Source organism: Kitasatospora sp. NPDC018058, assembly GCF_044327205.1.
Classification (GTDB): Bacteria; Actinomycetota; Actinomycetes; order Streptomycetales; family Streptomycetaceae; genus Kitasatospora.
In genome coordinates, this window is the sequence record NZ_JBIRFA010000032.1 from 25,924 (window position 1) to 43,442 (window position 17,519).

At 72.1% G+C, this 17,519-nt stretch carries 14 protein-coding genes and 1 pseudogene; 13 read left to right on the plus strand and 2 right to left on the minus strand.

Annotated features, from left to right (window positions below; all coding sequences use genetic code 11):
* Nucleotides 1-111: 111 nt before the first annotated feature.
* Nucleotides 112-402, plus strand: coding sequence for a TetR-like C-terminal domain-containing protein (locus tag ACH4E7_RS33290; protein ID WP_396252932.1), 291 nt, complete (start codon nucleotides 112-114; stop codon nucleotides 400-402).
* 105 nt (nucleotides 403-507) lie between these two features.
* Here the strand turns inward: ACH4E7_RS33290 and ACH4E7_RS33295 are convergent.
* A pseudogene (locus ACH4E7_RS33295) lies at nucleotides 508-1,050 on the minus strand (NAD(P)/FAD-dependent oxidoreductase); the annotation flags it as partial.
* 241 nt (nucleotides 1,051-1,291) lie between these two features.
* Here ACH4E7_RS33295 and ACH4E7_RS33300 point away from each other — a divergent pair.
* Genes ACH4E7_RS33300 through ACH4E7_RS33315 form a run of 4 tightly spaced genes read left to right on the plus strand, consistent with a single transcriptional unit; the run spans nucleotide 1,292 to nucleotide 4,645 of the window.
* Entirely contained in the window at nucleotides 1,292-2,197 is a 906-nt protein-coding gene (locus tag ACH4E7_RS33300) for an ABC transporter ATP-binding protein (RefSeq protein WP_396252881.1), read from the plus strand.
* A gap of 5 nt (nucleotides 2,198-2,202) precedes the next feature.
* A complete protein-coding gene (locus tag ACH4E7_RS33305) occupies nucleotides 2,203-2,940 on the plus strand; it encodes an ABC transporter permease (RefSeq protein ID WP_396252882.1) in 738 nt (245 codons plus the stop codon).
* Nucleotides 2,937-4,046 carry a sensor histidine kinase gene (locus tag ACH4E7_RS33310; protein WP_396252883.1) on the plus strand — a complete coding sequence of 370 codons (1,110 nt, stop codon included), beginning with the start codon at nucleotides 2,937-2,939 and terminating at the stop codon, nucleotides 4,044-4,046. The genes ACH4E7_RS33305 and ACH4E7_RS33310 overlap by 4 nt, the downstream gene beginning before the upstream one ends.
* The gene (locus ACH4E7_RS33315) at nucleotides 4,043-4,645 is read left to right on the plus strand and encodes a response regulator (protein ID WP_396252884.1); all 603 of its coding nucleotides are present in this window, start codon (nucleotides 4,043-4,045) and stop codon (nucleotides 4,643-4,645) included. The genes ACH4E7_RS33310 and ACH4E7_RS33315 overlap by 4 nt, the downstream gene beginning before the upstream one ends.
* A 33-nt stretch (nucleotides 4,646-4,678) precedes the next feature.
* On the opposite strand, the gene ACH4E7_RS33320 is transcribed toward ACH4E7_RS33315, so the two are convergent.
* Entirely contained in the window at nucleotides 4,679-6,700 is a 2,022-nt protein-coding gene (locus ACH4E7_RS33320) for a radical SAM protein (protein WP_396252885.1), read from the minus strand.
* A 304-nt stretch (nucleotides 6,701-7,004) separates the two neighbouring features.
* Between ACH4E7_RS33320 and ACH4E7_RS33325 the strand changes: the two genes are divergently transcribed.
* The 8 genes from ACH4E7_RS33325 (at nucleotide 7,005) to ACH4E7_RS33360 (ending at nucleotide 17,519) form a co-directional block, all read left to right on the plus strand.
* On the plus strand, nucleotides 7,005-8,069 hold the full coding sequence (locus ACH4E7_RS33325; protein WP_396252886.1) for an LLM class flavin-dependent oxidoreductase: 1,065 nt from the start codon (nucleotides 7,005-7,007) through the stop codon (nucleotides 8,067-8,069).
* A gap of 38 nt (nucleotides 8,070-8,107) precedes the next feature.
* Complete coding sequence (locus tag ACH4E7_RS33330; protein ID WP_157597197.1) at nucleotides 8,108-8,275, plus strand: thiomuracin/GE37468 family thiazolyl RiPP peptide; 168 nt, start codon at nucleotides 8,108-8,110, stop codon at nucleotides 8,273-8,275.
* Between the two features lie 60 nt (nucleotides 8,276-8,335).
* Nucleotides 8,336-8,503 (plus strand): thiomuracin/GE37468 family thiazolyl RiPP peptide, encoded by a 168-nt coding sequence (locus ACH4E7_RS33335; RefSeq protein WP_153464076.1) that lies wholly within the window; start codon nucleotides 8,336-8,338, stop codon nucleotides 8,501-8,503.
* Nucleotides 8,504-8,624: 121 nt separating this feature from the next.
* Entirely contained in the window at nucleotides 8,625-10,607 is a 1,983-nt protein-coding gene (locus ACH4E7_RS33340) for a hypothetical protein (protein ID WP_396252887.1), read from the plus strand.
* A complete protein-coding gene (locus ACH4E7_RS33345) occupies nucleotides 10,600-12,249 on the plus strand; it encodes a TOMM precursor leader peptide-binding protein (protein ID WP_396252888.1) in 1,650 nt (549 codons plus the stop codon). Before ACH4E7_RS33340 ends, ACH4E7_RS33345 begins: the two co-directional genes overlap by 8 nt.
* Nucleotides 12,246-13,859, plus strand: coding sequence for a SagB family peptide dehydrogenase (locus ACH4E7_RS33350; RefSeq protein ID WP_396252889.1), 1,614 nt, complete (start codon nucleotides 12,246-12,248; stop codon nucleotides 13,857-13,859). Before ACH4E7_RS33345 ends, ACH4E7_RS33350 begins: the two co-directional genes overlap by 4 nt.
* Nucleotides 13,859-16,486, plus strand: a complete 2,628-nt coding sequence (locus ACH4E7_RS33355; RefSeq protein ID WP_396252890.1) for a lantibiotic dehydratase — start codon at nucleotides 13,859-13,861, stop codon at nucleotides 16,484-16,486. Before ACH4E7_RS33350 ends, ACH4E7_RS33355 begins: the two co-directional genes overlap by 1 nt.
* On the plus strand, nucleotides 16,479-17,519 hold the full coding sequence (locus ACH4E7_RS33360; RefSeq protein ID WP_396252891.1) for a lantibiotic dehydratase C-terminal domain-containing protein: 1,041 nt from the start codon (nucleotides 16,479-16,481) through the stop codon (nucleotides 17,517-17,519). Before ACH4E7_RS33355 ends, ACH4E7_RS33360 begins: the two co-directional genes overlap by 8 nt.

A 17,519-nucleotide genomic window follows, 5' to 3' on the forward strand; every position in this document is an offset into this window, starting at 1 on the left:
TAGGCTCTGTGAAGCTCGAACGCACGCCCCCGGGGGCGCTGTCGCGTTGATGTGCGCGTGTCTGGTAGGGGGTGTGCCGGGTGCGGTGTGGGGTGCCTGGGTCAGGCCGCGATGGTCAGGCCGCTGCTCTCGGCCCGGTCGTTCGCTCCCTTGTGCGCGCGGTGCTTCTTCGCCGAGCGGCTCGCCCGCGAGCAGCCGATCTTCGAGCGTGCCGTGTCCCGCGGCGAACTCCTGCCGGACACGGACCCGATGCTCCTGGTGGACCTGCTGGCCGGAGCCGCCTGGCTCCGGATCGTCTTCCGTCAACTCCCGCTCGACGAGCACTTCGTGACGCGTGCCGTCGACACCGTCCTGACCGGAGCCGCCCCGGCGGTCCGGACCGGAGGCCCGTCCGCGTCCTGAACGGTTCGCCGAAGCCCGCGGGAGCGGGCAGGCGGACCGACGGGGAGGAAGCGTCACCGTCGTTGCCCCCGAGGCGCCACCGTCGTGGCGGACGATGGTGAGGTCGAAGAAGGCGCTGAACCGGGTGCAGGTGTCGTTCGCGCCGCCCCAGGCGTGGCTGAACCGCACACCCTCCAACTGGGGGAAGGTCTGGAAGAAGTGCCGGGCGAGGGTGGCGAAGGTCTCCGGACGCTGGTCACGCTCCGCCCGTACCCGGCTGCGGTACTGGTGGACGACGTCGTAGCCGCCGAAGAGGATGCGGTTGTCGGCGGAGAGCCGGACGTAGTGGAAGTGGTTGGCGCTGTCGGCGAAGCCCTGGCGGTTGCGCCAGCCGACGGAGGCGAGCTGTTCCTCCGTCAGCGGTTCGGTCATCAGCGCGTAGTCGTAGACCGGCACGGTGTAGGGGCGGTGGCGGCGCAGCAGGGAGGGGAAGGCGTTGGTGGCGAGCGCGACCCGGCGGGCGCCGATCCGGCCGTACGGGGTGCGGACGGTGATGCCGCGGGGGGATTCGGTCAGGCCGGTTGCCCGGGTGTGCTCGTGGATCCGCACGCCCTGGGCGAGGCAGGCCCGCTTGAGTCCCCAGGCGAGGCGGACGGGGTCGGCCATGGCGGGTGGCTCTCCTTGGGCGCATGGCGGGTCGGGGCCTCCGGATGCCCCATCCGACCGCAGGCCCGGCAGCAACGTCAATGGTGTTGACATAAGCCTCGGACGGGCGCGATCTCGATCCCCCGGCCGACCGGGGGCAGCCGGGCTCGGGCCGCCAGATGACCTCCCCGTTGACAATTGTCATTCGGGGCCAGTGACAGAGCATCACTACCGGCGTGGGGCGTCCGGCGCGAGGCTGGTGACCATGGGGACGACACAGGCGGTGATGACGGCCGAAGGGCTGCGGTACCGGTACGGCGAGACCCTCGCGCTGGACGGTGTGGACCTGCGGGTCGACCCCGGGGAGTGCGTCGCACTGCTCGGGCCGAACGGCGCCGGGAAATCGACGCTGGTGGCACTCACGGTCGGGCTGCTCGCTCCGCAGCGGGGGTCGGTGCGGGTGCTCGGCGGTGATCCGCGTCGTGCGGCGACCCGGCGGCGGCTCGGGGTGGCGCAGCAGACGCTCGGCTTTCCGAACACGCTGACCGTCAACGAGCTGGTGACCGGCGCCGCCGTCCGCGGCGGGCTGAGGCCTTCAGCCGCCGCTCCGGTGCTGGCGGAGCTCGGACTGGCCGAGCTGCGGCGCAGGCGGGTGCCCAAGCTGTCGGGCGGTCAGAAGCAGCGGGTGCAGCTGGCGATGGCACTGGTCACCGAGCCGGCCCTGCTGGTGCTCGACGAGCCGACCGTGGGCCTGGACACCTCGGCCAGGCGGCACTTCTGGCAGATCCTGGCGCGGCGCCGGGCCCAGGGCACCGCGGTGCTGGTGACCACGCACCTGATCGAGGAGTCGGCCGCGGTCGCGGACCGCGTGGTGGTGCTCGACCGGGGCCGGATCCTGGCCGACGCGCCGCCGGAGGAGCTGGTGGCCCGGCTGCCGGACCGCACCGTGACCGTCAGCACCCGCCTCGACCGGCGGGAACTCGAGCAACTGCCGGGAGTGCTCTCGGTCACCCCGGAACATGACCTGATGCGGATCCAGACGCGCTCGCCCGAGAACCTGCTGCGGGCGCTGCTGGAGCGCGACGAGCAGCTGTCGGAGCTGCGGGTGCAGGACGCGGGCTTGGAGGAAGCCGTGCTCGCGCTGACGGACAGGGCGGAGGCGGCACGGTGAGCGCGATGACGGCACGGGTCTTCGGAGTGGAGCTGCGGGACGAGCTGCGGGCGATCGTGCGCGAGCCCACCTCGCTGTTCTTCAGCATCCTCATGCCGGTCGGGTTCTTCGTGCTGTTCAACCTGCTCTACGGCCACGAGGTCACCCAGGGGATCTCGGCCGGGACGGCGATGGTGGCCACCTTCGGCACCTACGGAGTGATCACAGTGGCCGCGCTGCAACCGGGGATCGGTGTCGCGCAGGACCGTGACCTCGGCTGGCTGCGGATGAAGCGGGTCTCCGCCGTGCCGATCGGGATCAGCCTCGCCGCGAAGGCCACGGCCGCGCTGCTGTACGGGGTGGGGGTGCTAGCGCTGATGGGAGTGACGGCCGCGGCCTTCGGCACCCTGCACGCCTCGGCCTGGCAGCTGGTGCGGGTGGCGGTGGTCCTGCTGCTGGGCACCGTGCCGTTCACGCTGACCAGCGTGGCGGTCGGGCTGCGGTTCCGGACCAACGCGACGATCGCGCTGCTCAATGCGCTGCTCTTCCCACTGGCGGTACTGTCGGGGCTGTGGATCCCGATCCAGTTCCTCCCCAAGGTGGTGCGTCAGATCGCCAGCTTCCTGCCCACCTACCACCTCGCCCAACTCGGGCTCTCCCAACTGAGCCAGGGCAGCGTGCTGATCCACGTCCTCGCCCTGCTGGTGACGACGGCGGCGGCGTTCGGACTGGCGACGCTGGCCTACCGCCATGCCCGGATATGACCGTCCCGCGGGCCGCCGTGCTCACCGCCAGGCTGCGGACCTGGGACTGGGTCTACCTCGGCTATCTGCTGTTCGTGCCCGCGCAGCCGTACTTCTCACCCCGTCCGGCGTGGTGGGAGTGGCCGCTGGCGATGGCGGTGTGCGCCGCCACGGCCGCGCTGTACGCGGCGAAGCTGCTGCGCGGTCCGGCCGCACGTCACGTCTGGACGGCGATCGTGCCGATGGCCGCGATCGGCATGCTGACCGCCCCGTTCAACACCAACGCGAGCGTGGTCTTCGTCTACGCGGCAGCCGTCGTGGGCGACACCCTGTCCTGGCGTGAGGCGCGGCTGTGGTTCGCGGCCCTGACCGTGCTGGACGCCGCCGCCGCCGTGGTGTCGCGGGTGCCGATGCCCTACCGGCTGTGGGGTTTCGTGTCGGCGTCCGTGCTGATCTGGGTGATCGGTCTGCTCGAACTGAGGCAGCGCGACCGGCGGCAGGAGTGGGAGAACCAGCGGCTGCGCACCTCCCAGGTCGAGCTGCTGGCGACCCTCGCCGAGCGCGAGCGGATCGCGCGTGACCTGCACGACCTGCTCGGGCACTCCCTGACCGCCGTGGTGATGCGCGCGCAGCTGACCAAGGAGCTGGTGCCCGTCGATCCGGAACGGGCGCGCGCCGAGGCCGAGGAGATCGAACGCAATGCCCGCGAAGCGCTGGCCGCGGTGCGCAGCACCGTCACCGGCTGGCGGCGGACCACGGTGCGCAGCGAACTGGAGGCGGCGCGGCGGGCGTTGGCCGGGACCGGGGTGAGCCTCGGCGTGGACTACGACGACGGGCTGCTGCTGGTCGCGGCGGTCGAGCACGAACTGGGGCTGGCGCTGCGCGAGGCGGTGACCAACGTGGCCCGCCACGCGCGGGCCTCGCACTGCCGGATCGGACTGGACGCGGACGAGGAGAGGGTGCAGTTGGTGATCGCGGACGACGGGATCGGCGGCTCGGCTCCGGAGGGCACCGGGCTGACCGGGCTGCGGGAGCGGATCGCGAAGCTCGGCGGTGTGGTGCAGCGCACCGGCTCGGCCGGAACGACGCTGACCATCACCGTTCCGCTCGAGGCGGCGGCCCGGTGATCCGGGTGGTACTGGCCGAGGACCAGGGAATGGTGCTGGGCGCCTTCGCCTCCCTGCTGGACCTGCAGCCCGACATCACGGTGGTGGCGACCGCGACCAACGGCGACGACGCGCTGGCCGCCGTGCGCGAGCACCGCCCCGACGTGCTGGTGACCGACATCGAGATGCCCGGCCGCACCGGCCTCGAACTGGCCGCGGAGCTGTACCGGATGGGCGATCCGACCCGGGTGCTGATCGTGACCACCTTCGCCCGCAGCGGCTACCTGCGCCGCGCGGTCGATGCCGGGGTGGCCGGCTACGTGCTCAAGGACGCGCCGATCGGGGAGCTCGCGGCGGCCCTGCGCCGCGTGCACGCGGGGGAGCGCGTGGTCGCGCCGGAGCTCGCGGTCGCCGCGTGGGACGCGGCCGATCCGCTGACCGACCGGGAGCGCGAACTGCTGCGCGCGGTCGCGGACGGGGCGAGCAACGGGGAGATCGCGGCGCGGCTGTTCCTGGCCGAGGGCACCGTGCGCAACTACCTGTCCACCGCGATGGCCAAGCTGGGCGCGCGCAACCGCACGGAGGCGGCCAGGACGGCGATGTCGCGCGGCTGGTTGTAGCGGGGAACGCCGCGCTGCGGGCCCCGCCCCGGCTCAGACGAGGACCAGCGGCCCCGGGCCCGGTCCGGCGGTCAGGGCGAACAGAAGGTCGTGCAGCGGTCGGCCGGTGCCGTGCCAGATGGAGAGCGCGTAGACGCTGATCGGGTAGTGGATCCAGCGCGGCGGCGCCCACACCGTGCCTCGCACAGTGGCGCCCTGGCCGCCGGTGTCCAGGCCGGAGGGCACGTCCCCGGCCTCCAGCAGCAGCTCCCAGGCCTTGCGCGGCACCGCGAACTCCGCCTCGTCCAGCTCGGCGCGCATGCTCGCACGCAGGATCGTCGTCGCCGCGATGTCCAGCGTCAGCGCGCCGTCGACCAGTATGCGGTCGATCTCGTGCCCGGAAGCGGCCAGCCGGTCGCACAGCCAGTCGACCGCGGCCGTGAGCAGGTCCTTCGTGGCGCGTTCGGTGCCGACGGCGCGGCACAGCAGGGCCTGGAAGTGCACCTCCTCGGGCACCACGATCCGGTCGCCGATCACCGTCCGCAGCAGCGCCATGTCCAGGTCGGTCGGCTCCCGGTGGGCGACGGCGACGTTGCGGGCGACGGCGCGCAGGAACGGGTCGGCGCAGTCCTCCAACAGGAACGACCACAGCTGCTCGCACAGTTCGACCATGCGCACGCCGGTCGTGGCGTGGACGACGCGCAGCGCGCAGCGCAGCAGGATCTTCTGGAAGAGCGTCATGGAGACACGGAACGCCATGCCGCGCGCCCACTCCTCGGCCGTCATGTCGTCGTGCGCGACGACGACCTCGGCGACGAGTTCGGGGTTGGTGACGTCGGCCGGCATCCGTCGCGTCGTCAGCTTGTGCTTGTCCTGGAAGGACTCCCGCGAGTACTCGGTGTTGTTGAGCAGCAGCAGCGGATAGATCACCGGCGAGCCGCCCGCGGTCAGCACCTCCTCGACCCCGGCCAGGTAGGAGTCGTAGGTCTCTCCCGGCAGGCCCCAGATCAGGTCGGTGTAGGTGGGCACGTCCAGCGCGCGGAACCGGGACAGCAGCCGGCGGTAGTGGTCGGTGCGGATGTTGGCGCGGTTGGCGATCTTCAGCACGTCGGGGTCGAAGGACTGCGCGGACAGTGTGATCGCGCCGGTGAGTTCGGCGGCATGGAGCATGCCGGCGATCTCCACGATGCGGTCGTTGCCGTTCTTGGCCCAGTTGGTGCTGATGATCAGCCGCTTGTCGTAGCGCCGGGTGAGCTCCACGATGTGTTCGGCGATCTGCCGGTCCCGGGCGATGATGCCGAAGTTGGCGTCCGCGATGAACAGGGTGGCGTCCGTCGGCATCAGCCGGATGAGCCGGTCCAATTCGTCGAAGATCCGGTCCAGTTCGAACTGGCGCACCTTGGCGTTGGTGGCGCCGCCCCAGTAACAGAAGGCGCACTTGTAGGGGCAGCCGCGGTTGGTCTCGTAGACGATCATCGACGAGCCGGCGATCTCCTCGTCGGAGTAGACCGGGGTCAGGATCGGCGAGACGACCTGCTCGAGATCGGTGATCCGGTCCGCGTCCGCGGTGGTGACGACGGCGCCGTCGGACCAGTAGCTGATGCCGGGGATGGCAGCGAGGTCGCCCTCGGCCAGGAAGCAGCGGATCAGGTCGCGGAACCGCAGCTCGCCCTCGCCGTGGACCAGCACGTCCACCCAGGGCGCCTCGGCGAACAGCGGGTCCTGCTGGTGGCTGACGTCGTTTCCGCCGAGGACGACGCGGCAGTTCGGCCAGCGCTCCTTCACCCGGCGGGCCAGCTCCAGGGATTGGGCGCGGTTCCAGAAGAACACGGTCAACGCGACGGCGAACGGCTCGTCCCAGGAGTCCAGCAGCTCGGTCATGGCTCGCTCGCCGCCGCTCTGCTCGCGCACGTTGATCCGGAACTCGCAGGCGTCCTCGAGCACCGGGTCGGCGACCGAGGTGGCCTTCAAATAGCCGAGGGTGACGCTGTACCGGACGCCGTGCATCGCGGTGAACTCAATGAGCTGGACGGTCTTCTTCTTTGCGGCCGCCCCGGCCGGCCAGGTGAAGGTCATGGCTACCAATCCGTGCAGTCGGCAACGGATACACACGGTCGCAGCGCCGGGTGGCGCAGTCAATAACGCACGCTTTGTATCGTAAGTATCCCGGAGGATACCGGCCCCGACCTGAAGTCCTTTCCTGTGCGGCCGATCTGGATGTTGGATATTGACGACTTCGGTGGCTCGATGTAGCGTCGGCCCGGAAAAACCCCCGGCTCCGCGCCAACTGGCCTCGGACCGTGGTGGATGACCACCGCAGACGTCGATCTCGCGGATATCTCCGAATATCCCAGGATATCCGGTTCAAGGAGTGGTATCGGTGCACTTCGGGCTTTCCTTTCTCCCTGACTGCACGCCCGAGACGAAACTTCCGCAGACCTATTTCAGTGATGCGCTGGAATTATCGGTCCAAGCGGAGCTCGGTGGCCTGGATTCCATCAAGATGACGGAGCACTATCTCCACTACTACGGCGGGTACTGCCCGAGCCCGCTGGGCTTTCTCTCCGCGGTGGCCGCCCGGACGAGTTCGGTCAGGCTGATGACCGGCTGCGTCCTGCCGGTGTTCCACCACCCGATCCAGCTGGCCGCGGAGGCCGCGCAGGTGGACGCGATCAGCGGCGGCCGACTGGACGTGGGGTTCGCCCGGGCCTATCTGCCCGACGAGTTCGATGCGTTGGGCCTGGCCATGGAGGAGAGCACCGACCGGTTCCGGGAGACCATTCGGGCGGTGCTGCGCATCTGGACCGAGGAGAAGGTGAGCGAGGACACCCCGTTCTTCTCCTATCGCGACGTGACCGGTCTGCCGCGGCCCACCCAGCAGCCGCACCCGCCGGTCTGGGGTGCGGCGGTGCGCACGCCGGAGAGCTTCACCTGGCTGGGTACGGAGGGGCTGGGGCTGCTGATCACCCCGCTGATCTCGCCGCACGAGTTCCGCGACCACCTGACGCTCTACCGCGACGCGTTCCACGCCGCGCACGCCGGCGCCGGGCTCCGCCCCCGGGTCGCGGCCAGCCTGCCGCTGGTGGTCGCCGACACCGACGAGCGCGCGGAGCAGATCGCCGAGACCTACCTGCGGCGCTACCTGGACGTGTGGGCCCTGGCCGTGAACGCCTGGGACCGCAGGGAGTCCACGGCCTACCGCGGCTACTCCGGGTTCGGCTGGATGCTGCGCGGCCTCAAGCCCGCCAAGCTCTTCACCGAGGGCGGTGCGATCGTCGGTTCCCCGTCCACGGTCATCGACCGGATCCGCGCCTTCAACGACCACATCGGCGGCGTCGACCAGATCCTGTGGCAGATCGACTTCGGTGCGATGCCGCTCGCCGAGGCTGGGCAGACCTTGGAGCTCTTCTGCACCAAGGTGCTGCCCGAAGTGAAATCACTGTGACGACCCGTCACCCGGATCGCGAAGGGGGGTGTGAAGACATGGAGGGATTCGAGGACCTGGTGCTGGATGACGGCGCCTTCGAGCTCGTCGACCTGGGTGAGGTGGTGCCCGCGTCGGTGACGGCCGGCTACGGCCTGACCGAGCTGTCCGCTTCCGGCGGCCAGAGCAGCTGTTGCTGCTGCTGCCCGTGCTGCTCCTGCACCTGATCCAGGTGCCGGTGTTCCCGTCCTGTGTTCGGCATCGAGAGTGAAAGGAGGTGTGAAGACATGGAGGGATTCGAGGACCTGGTGCTGGATGACGGCGCCTTCGAGCTCGTCGACCTGGGTGAGGTGGTGCCCGCGTCGGTGACGGCCGGCTACGGCCTGACCGAGCTGTCCGCTTCCGGCGGCGCGAGCAGCTGCTGCTGCTGTTGCCCGTGCTGCTCCTGCACCTGATCCAGGGTGTGGAGCTTTCCGGCACTTGTGCTCTAGCCAGTGCGTGTTCGTGAACGAGGATCGGGTGGCTCTCGGTCCTCCTCCTGACCTGTCATCAGTTGTGCCTGAAGAAGCGGTGGTCATGGAAGTCAATGTCGAGCGGATCCGGCCGCGCCTGCGTGGGGACGTCTACGTCATGCGCGTGCCCGAGGGTGCCTACATCCGCAGCAACCTGGGCGGGTCGATGCTCAAGGGCGCGTCGACCTACGAGTGGATCCAGCGGATCGCACCGTTGCTGGACGGCACCAGGACCCTCGGCGAGCTGTGCGCGGCCGTCCCGGAGCAGAGCCGCGCCGCGCTGGCCAAGCTGACACTGCTGCTGCTGGGCAAGGGCTACGTCAAGAACGTCCTGGACGACCGCCCGCACACCCTCACCGCCGACCTGGCCAGGACCTACGCCGCCAACATCGCCTTCATCGAGTACTTCGTGGACTCGCCGGAACTGCGCTTCGAGCGCTACCGCGACGGCGCCGTCGTGCTGGCCGGCGCGGGCCCGTTGCTGCAGGCACTGGCCAACTCGCAGCTGCGCTCCGGCGTGCGCACCGTTTCGGTCGCACCGTTCGCCGAGTCCCCGTTCGACCGCGACCGCGTCGCCGAGCATCTGGCCGCGGCCCGGGCGCTCGACCCGGACCAGCAGGTGGCCTACCTCGGGGCCGACGCGGACGACCGGCTGGTGGCCGGCGCCGCCATGGTGCTGCACGTCGCCGACCGGCCCATGATCGAGCGCGCCCTGCGACTGCCGAGGGCCGCCCGCGCCGCGGACGCCGCGTTCGTCCAGGCGGTCGCGGTCGGTGACGAGGCATGGATCGGCCCGGTGATCGGCAAGGACGGCGACGCCACGGCCTGGGAGTCGGCCTGGCGGCGGCTGCGCGCGCTCGCGCCGGACCTCGCGGGCGCGGATCTGCGCGACCACCCGGAGCTCGCGCCGAGCGAGTTCCTGCGCGGCCCGACCGTCGCCCTGGTCGCCAACCAGCTCTGCTTCGCGGCGTTCCGCCACCTGACCGGCATCGACCAGGGCCAGGCGGCCGACCAGCTGGTCCGGTTCGACCTGGAGACGTTGGAGACCGCGACCCACGCCTTCCTGCCGCACCCGCTGGCGCTCCCCGCCGTTCCCGACGACCCGGCCCGACTGGCCGTCCTGTGCACCGCCCCGCCCGTCGACGACGAGGAGCTGGGCCGGCGCGCGGTGGACTGCGTCGACGCCCGGACCGGCGTGTTCGCGGAGATCACCGAGCGGGACTACGAACAACTGCCGCTGTTCGTCAGTGAAGTGGTGGTCTCCGACCCGGTCGGCCTGGTCGGCGGCCCGTTCCCGGTGCACGGCTACGGCGAGAGCGTCGTCGAATCGCGCCAACGGGCGGTGCGGCGCGCGTTCGAGCGCTACGCGGCCGTGATGACCGACTCCCGCAAGGGCGACCGCCTGCACGGCGTGGACGTGCTGACGGGTGAGCCGGTCGAGGTCGAGGCCGCGGCGGTCTTCCCGGCGCGCACCGCGGTGTCCGGGGCCGACTGGTCCGAGGCCGTGCGCGCCGCGGTGGTCGCGGCGGCCGGCGCGGGCGTCGGCGCGGCGCTCGCGACCGCGACCGCGCCGCTGCCCCGGCTGGATCTGGACGGCGGCGAGCTGACCGCTCGCGCCGCGCGCTACCGCAAGCTGCTGGACATCGTCGACCAGCCGTTCGAGATCTACGACCTGTCCGCACTGCTCGGCCTGCCCACCTTCGCGTTCACCACCCCGGAGGCCACCGTCGCCTGCGTCAGCGGGTTGGAGGCCGGCGCCGCGCTGGAACAGGGGCTGGAACTGACCCTGCTCGCCTACCAGTCCCAGGCCGCGAAGCAGCCCGGCTACGCGCCGCAGCCCGTGCCCGACCTGCCTGCGGCACTGCGCGGGGAGCCGCGTCCGGACCCCGGGCGGAGCGGGGTGTGGCCGAGCCCGGTGACCCTGGACGAGGTCGTGGCGCGGCTGACGCGCGAGGGCGGCCGCGTGGTGGCGGTGCCGCTGGACCACGATCCCCGTGTCGCCCGGCTGTGTCCGTTCGTGGCACAGGCCGTGGTCGTCCATGGCTGACCGGCCCCAGGTGCTGCTCGAACCCCACCAGGTGATCGTCGGACCGTGGCCGCCGGGCTGCCCGGAGTGCCTGCGCACCCGGCGCACCGCGGCGTCCCGCGACGACCGCACCGCCGAGCCTGCCACCGGGACGCCGAGCCGGGAGCTGCCGACGTTCCTCGCGGACACCGTCGACGGGCTGAGCGAGGCCGGGCCGCAGGAACAGCGCTACTGGATCGTCGACGCGGCCACGCTCGCGCTGTCCCGGCACGGGTTCCTGGCCGACCCGCACTGCCCGGCCTGCTCGACCGTCACCCCCGACACCGAGCAGGGCGCGCGGATCACCCGGCAGGCGCGGCCCAAGCTCTCCTCCCGGTCGAGCCGGGTCCGCCCGCTGGACCGGGCCGGGCTGGAGGCGGTCTACGTGGACGGGCGGAGCGGCCTGATCCCCTCCGTCACCTCCTACACGCACCACGCGTTCCCCTTCACCGAAGCCGTGCTGGCCGTGCCCGGCGTCGCCACCGAGGCGTCCGGCTACGGCCGCACCCGCGACTTCGCGTCCGCGCGGGCCGTCGCGGTCGCCGAGTCGCTGGAACGACTCGCGGCCTACGCGCCGGCCAAGCGCACCGGCGTCAGGGCCTGCTGGGCGGAGGTGGCCGCCGACGCGGTCGACCCTCGCACACTCGGGCTGTATCCCGCCGACCGGTACCGCGCGCCGGGCTTCCCCTACCGGGAGTTCACCGAGGACGCGGTGGCGAACTGGGTGTGGGGCTGGTCGTTCGGCCGGGCCCGTCCGGTGCTGGTCCCGGAGAGCTTCGTCTACTACCGGCTGCCGAGGAACGGCGGTGAGGCCTCCTTCGCCTGCGAGATCTCCAGCGGCTGCGCGCTGGGGGGCTGCTACGAGGAGGCGGTGCTGCACGGTGTCCTCGAAGTCGCCGAGCGCGACGCGTTCCTGACGGCCTGGTACGGCCGCATCCCGCTGCCCGAGCTCGACCCGGCCGCCGTGCCCGACCGCCGGATCCCGCTGGTGGCCGAGCGGATCGAGCGACAGGGCTACCGGGTGCGGGTCTTCGACAGCACGCGGGAGCACGGGATCCCCTCGTTCTGGACCTTCGCCGAGGACGTCACCGGCGACGGACGGCCGAGAGCCGTCTCGACCGGCGGCAGCGGGCTGCAACCGGCCGAGGCGATCCTGGCCGCGCTGCACGAGCTCAGCCAGACCGTCGAGTACGTGAGCCTGCTGGCGCTGGACCCCGGGTGGCGCGGCCGCGCCCGGCATCTGGCCGGGCATCCGGACGAGGTCGTCTCGATGGCCGACCACCTGCTCTGCGCGGCCGATCCGGACAGCTTCGACCGGTACGCGTTCCTGCTGGACGACCCACCGGCCTCGACCTGGCAACAGGGGCTCGAACGCTGGCGGTGGCCGCACAACGTCGAGATCGGCGCGGACCTGGACGAGGCCGTGCGGCGCTTCGCGGCCGCCGGCATGGACGTCATCGCCGTCGACACCACCTCAACGGAACAGGCATCGGGAGGCTTCACATGCGTCAAGGTGATAGCACCGGGCTCGGTGCCGATGACCTTCGGCCACACGGCCCGGCGGGTGACCGGACTGCCCCGGCTGGGGCAGGTGCGCAATCCGCATCCGCACCCGTTCCCGTGACGGGGCGCGAGGACGGCGTCGGCCGGGAGTTCTGGCGGGTCAGCCTGGAGGACCTGGCCGAGGCGATGGAGACCCGGCAGTCGGAGTACGGCAACCCGGACGAGCCGCTGAAGTTCAAGATCTACCGGGGCCTGCCGCGCCGCCCGCTGACCACCAGGCTGCCCGCCGAACTGAGCCCGGTGGACGCCTTCGACGAGTCGGCCCTGTCCACGCTGCTGCACTACGGATACGGCATCTCCCGGCAGGAGTTCGACACCAACGGGACCTGGCCCTACCACCGGATGGTCGCCTCGGCGCGCTGCCTGTTCGGCGTCCAGCTGTACGTGTGCCTGGCCGACGGCGCCTACCACTACGACGCCCCGCACCACGCGCTGGTGCGACTGCGCGAGGGCGACCACCGGGGGTTGCTCACCCGGGCGACGGGAACCGGCGGCCCGGTGCCGCAGGCCGTGTTCGTGCTCTCCGGACTGTTCTCCAAGACCGCCTACATCTACCGGGACTACGCCTACCGCCTGTGCACGCAGGAAGCCGGTCTGGTCGCCGGGAACCTCGACCTGGTCGCCCGGGCCATGGGCCTGCGGGCACATGTGCACCACCAGTTCCTGGACGAGCCGGTCGACAAGCTGCTCGGGCTCGACGGCGACGAGGAACCGGCCTTGCTGGTGCTGCCGCTCCACCTCGCCGAGGCCGGCACCGACACCGGTATCGGCAACGGCACCGGCACCGGTCCGACGGGCCGGCCGGTCGCGGAGACGGCCGCGGCGCTGGCCGCGACCATCGAGGCGATCGAGCCGCCGGTGGTCCCGAGCGGCCTGCGCATCCCCCAGGCCTGCCCCATGCTGACCAAGGTCAACCGCGCGTCGCTGCGCACCGACACCACGAGTTTCACGACGGCCGTACCGGTCGCGCCCGCCGTCTCCGACGCCGAGCCGCGGCCGTTGCCCACGACCGAGGTCCCCGAGCCGGGCCTGGCCGCGGTGCTGCGCGCGCGTGACTCGGGCCCGGGCATCTTCCGGCCGGTCGCCTCGCGGGGCGACGGAGTCGAGCTGTGGGCGCGACTGGCCCGGATCCGCACCGGGATCGTCAGCGACGCCGTCCCGGCCGGAGCACCGGCCCCGCTGGAGATCTACCTGACCGTCGGCGACCTCACCGGCATACCGGCCGGGGCCTACCGGCTCGCCCCGGAGACCGGCGCGCTGCACCCGGTCGCCCGCGCGCGGACCCGCGTCCACGCCACCGCCGCCGCGGACGACGCCGGCCTGGACGCCGTCACCGCGATCGAGCGCGTCACCATCCCCGGACCGGTCTTCACGCACATGAACGCCATCGTGCATCTGGTCGGCGACCGCGACTGGGCCTTCGACACCTTCGGCGACCGCGGCTACCGCGTGATCAACCAGGAGGCCGGGCTGCTCGCCCATCGCGTCTGCGTGGCCGCGGCCGCGCAGGGCATGTCCGGCCGCGTCGTCAACGCCTACCACGCCGAGGGGGTCCGCGCGGCCCTCGGCCTGACCGAGCAGCGCCACACCCCGGTCTTCCAGATCCTGCTGGCCAGGACGGGGCCGGGCGGCCGCGTGATCGTACCCGTCGAGCCCGAGGCGGTGGAGTGATGGAGAGCCTGCGAGGAGCCGGGCCGGGAACGGCGCAGTACGGGCTCGGCCCGGCCGCCGTGGTCCGGCTCGCCGGAAGCCCGGTCGTCGCGCTGGAGGGGCTGCGCTGCGTGCGGAGCTGGGGCACCGCCCGGGAGCTGGTGCGCCTGCGCGCCGAGATCTCCGAGGCGGCGGGCGAGCTCTCGGAGCTGCTGCACACGGCGATCGGCGCCGTCGGCGACGGCGAGGCGAAGGCCAGCCTGGTCGCGGTGCGCCGGGCCGTGCACCGCGGCCGCCGCGTCGATCCCGCCCGACTGGCCGACGTGCCCGCCGACCTCACCGCCCCGCTGCGGCAGTGGTCCGCGCTGCTCACCGAACGCGACCGGTTGCAGGCTGAGTTGCCGCAGCAGCTGGAACAGGACTGGGCGGCGAGCTGCCAGGCGCTGCGCGAGGCGAGCCGACTGCCGGCCTTCCAACTGGGGCTGGTGCACGCCAACCCGGACATGTTCCTGGCCCTGCACAAGTGGCTGACCACCGGGCGCGCGCCACAGCGCCAGAGCATCCTGCGGCTGGCCCAGTACCTGGCCCGCTCCGCCGCCAAGACCAGCCCCTACTCCACCTTCACCAGCAGCGGACTGGCCGCCTGGAGCCGGTCCGACGACATGGTCGAGCTGTCCGGGCGGCTGGCGGAGGGCCAGTTCGCCGTGCCGACCGGCACCGAGGTCAGCATCGGCACGCTGCACCGGATCGCCCGCGCCGTCAGCGAGCACCCGGAGGTCGTCGGCGGCTGCCGGATCCGGATCAACCCGAGCGCCACGGTCGTCGACGACACACTGGTCTTCCTCGGCCGCCGTCCGGTCGAGCACGTGCACAGCCTGGCGCTCACTCCGACGCTGCGCCGGGTGCTCGAAGTGCCCACGCACGAGACCACCCTGGACGACCTGCGCGGCGCGCTGCTGGCACAGGCGACCGACGGACACCAGGTCGACGTGTTCCTGCGCCGCCTGGTCACCCTGGGCGTGCTGGAACTGGTCCCGCCGCTCGCCGACCAGACCCCGGACCCGGTCGCCGAACTGCGCGCCTGGCTGCACCGGTTGCGGCAGCCCGGTCTGCGGAAGCTGGACTGGACCCTGCAGGGAGTGCAGGAGGCGTTGTCGAGCTACCCGACCATCGCCTCCCCCGGCGCCCGGGTCGCCGTCCGTGACGCCGTGGTCCGCGGCCTGGACACGGCCCTGCGCGAGGCGGGCGACCACGCCCATCTGCACAACCCCAAGCTGGCCAAGGAGTTCGCCCGGTACAGCTTCTACGAGAACGCCGTCCATCCGGGCACCGCCGCCGTGCTGGACGCGGAGCGGTGGCAGCCCCTGCTGGACGACCTGGACGCCGTGCGCACCCTGCTCGGCCTGATCGGGCCGGACCTGCCCACCAAGCTGACCCTGAGCCGGCTGTTCCAGGGCCGGTATCCGGCCGGGGCCGAGGTCCCGCTGCTGGTGTTCTACCGGGACGTGCTGGCCCAGCAGCAGACCGGCGCCCTCGCGGCCCGCGACCAGGACGGCGCGGAGGACGACACCGAGGACGCGCTGCGCGAGCTGCAGCGGCTGCGCGCCAGCGGCAAGCGGCTGCTGGGCGAGCGGGTGCCCGACCCGGACGGCGTGGTCCGCGTCGACCCGGAGGAGGTGCGCACACTGGCCAAGGAGTGGCCGAGCTGGGTGCGCACCCCCACGTCCGTCGCGGCCTACTGCCAGCTCGCCGACGCCGCGCAGGGCCCGGAGCTGGTGGTCAACACCATCAGCTGCGGCTTCGGCCGCGGCCGAAACCGGGTGCGGCAGATCCTGGACGGGCTCGACCTGCGCGCCGGCGCACCGGCCGAACAGGGGCTGGCCGCCGGCCACGGCGACGTGCTCTTCGCCGAGTTCGAGGCCGTGGCCAGGTCCGCGGTCAACGTCAGGAAGCCGGGGGTGCGGCTGGTCGTCGACTATCCCGGAGTGCGCAGCGTGCGCGACCCGGACGACCTGCTGCCCGTCAACGACCTGTCGGTACGGCTCGGCGGCGACGGGCTGCTCCAGCTGGTGTCACGGCGGCTGGGCCGACGGATCTGCCCCGTCCACCCGGGTCTCGGCGACCGGCTGCTGCCGCCCACCGCGCGGTTCATGGTCGAGGCCTTCGGCGAGTCCAACACCTGGTTCGGCGCGCACACCGAACTACGGATGACCTCGGACCCGCGCGCCGACAGCGAGGTGCGCCACCTGCCGCGGCTGATGGTGGGCAAGGTGGTACTGCGCCGCGCCATGTGGATGACCCGCGCGGACCGGCTGCCGCGGCGCGCCGAGGCCGCCACCGACGCGGCGTGGATGCTGCGCACGGCCGCGTGGCTGGCCGAACACGGCATCCCCGAGCGGTGCTTCGTGACCGTGCTCGACCCGGCCACCCTGGCCCAGGGCGGCGGCCAGGGCACGGGCAATGACACCAAACCCACCTACGTGGACTTCGCGAGCATGCTGCTGCTGCTCGGGTTGGAACGCCGGCTCACCGAGCCGAACGCGATCGTGCAGATCAGCGAGATGCTGCCGGACCCCGGCCGGATCCGCGGCGAGCGCGTCGCCGAGTACATCGTGGAACTCAACGAGCCCGGAGTCACCTATGTCTGACACGCCCGTCACGCCTGCCACGTCCGCCATGGCCGACATGCCGGAGCTGCCCGAGACAGCCGCCCGCACCTGGGTCAGCGCCCACCTCTTCTACCACGGTGACCAGGACGCCGTGGTCGTCGGCGCCGTCCGGCCCGCCGTCGAACGGCTGCGCCTGGCCGGGCAGGCCGAGGGCTTCTTCTTCCTGCGCTACTGGGAGGGCGGTCCGCACGTCCGGCTGCGGGTGCTCACCAGCCCCGAACACGCGGCGCAGGTCCGGTCCGTGATCGAGGAGACGGCCGCGGAGTTCTACCGGGCCTCGCCGTCGGAGTCCTCGATGACCCCCCAGGAGTACGCCGACTCCGCGCCGAGCCTGGCCGCGCTGGAGCGGATGGCCGACTACGACACGGTGCTCCACCCGGACAACTCGGTGGCGTTCGTCGACTACGTGCCGGAGACGGACGTGTTCGGCACCGGCCGCTCGCTGGAGGCGGTCGAGCGGCAGCTCATGGCGGCCAGCGCACTGGCGGTGGAACTGATCGCCCGCGGCCGCAAGCCGGGGCAGCGTGCCATGGACGCCTTCGCCATGCTGGCCGCCAACCGCACCCTGTTCACCGGCATCCTGCCCGAACTCGCCTACCAGGCCCGGTTCATGGTCGAGAGCGGCGGTCAGGCGGCGCAGCTGATCGGCACGCCGGAGTTCGAGCGGTACTTCGAGGCCAACAAGGCCCAGCTGCGCTCCACCCTGGAGGCGGTGTGGGCGGTCACGCGGGGCGTGGCGCTGCCCGACGGCTCGGTGGCGAACGGCTGGCTGGCGAGCACCCGGGACCTGAACGACACCCTGGTCCAACTGGAGCTGCTGGGCCGGCTCGACGCCTATCCGGGCTTCGAGGCGCCCGCCGAGGTGCTGGACCACATCAACCACCTGGCGCCGCAGCTGATCGTGGAGCGGTGCGCGCACCTGATGTGCAACCGGCTCGGCATCAGCCTGGCCCAGGAGTCCCACCTGCGGCTGCTGCTGACCCGGACCGCGTTCGACCTGTGTGCGGTGTGA

Bases quoted from the DNA above. Each gene is read 5' to 3' on its own strand.
- ACH4E7_RS33330 (WP_157597197.1), top strand. From the start codon at position 8,108: ATGGAGGGATTCGAGGACCTGGTGCTGGATGACGGCGCCTTCGAGCTC.
- ACH4E7_RS33320 (WP_396252885.1), bottom strand. From the start codon at position 6,700: ATGACCTTCACCTGGCCGGCCGGGGCGGCCGCAAAGAAGAAGACCGTC.
- ACH4E7_RS33345 (WP_396252888.1), top strand. From the start codon at position 10,600: ATGGCTGACCGGCCCCAGGTGCTGCTCGAACCCCACCAGGTGATCGTC.
- ACH4E7_RS33305 (WP_396252882.1), top strand. From the start codon at position 2,203: ATGACGGCACGGGTCTTCGGAGTGGAGCTGCGGGACGAGCTGCGGGCG.
- ACH4E7_RS33360 (WP_396252891.1), top strand. From the start codon at position 16,479: ATGTCTGACACGCCCGTCACGCCTGCCACGTCCGCCATGGCCGACATG.
- ACH4E7_RS33340 (WP_396252887.1), top strand. From the start codon at position 8,625: ATGGAAGTCAATGTCGAGCGGATCCGGCCGCGCCTGCGTGGGGACGTC.
- ACH4E7_RS33335 (WP_153464076.1), top strand. From the start codon at position 8,336: ATGGAGGGATTCGAGGACCTGGTGCTGGATGACGGCGCCTTCGAGCTC.
- ACH4E7_RS33290 (WP_396252932.1), top strand. From the start codon at position 112: ATGGTCAGGCCGCTGCTCTCGGCCCGGTCGTTCGCTCCCTTGTGCGCG.
- ACH4E7_RS33355 (WP_396252890.1), top strand. From the start codon at position 13,859: ATGGAGAGCCTGCGAGGAGCCGGGCCGGGAACGGCGCAGTACGGGCTC.
- ACH4E7_RS33310 (WP_396252883.1), top strand. From the start codon at position 2,937: ATGACCGTCCCGCGGGCCGCCGTGCTCACCGCCAGGCTGCGGACCTGG.
- ACH4E7_RS33300 (WP_396252881.1), top strand. From the start codon at position 1,292: ATGGGGACGACACAGGCGGTGATGACGGCCGAAGGGCTGCGGTACCGG.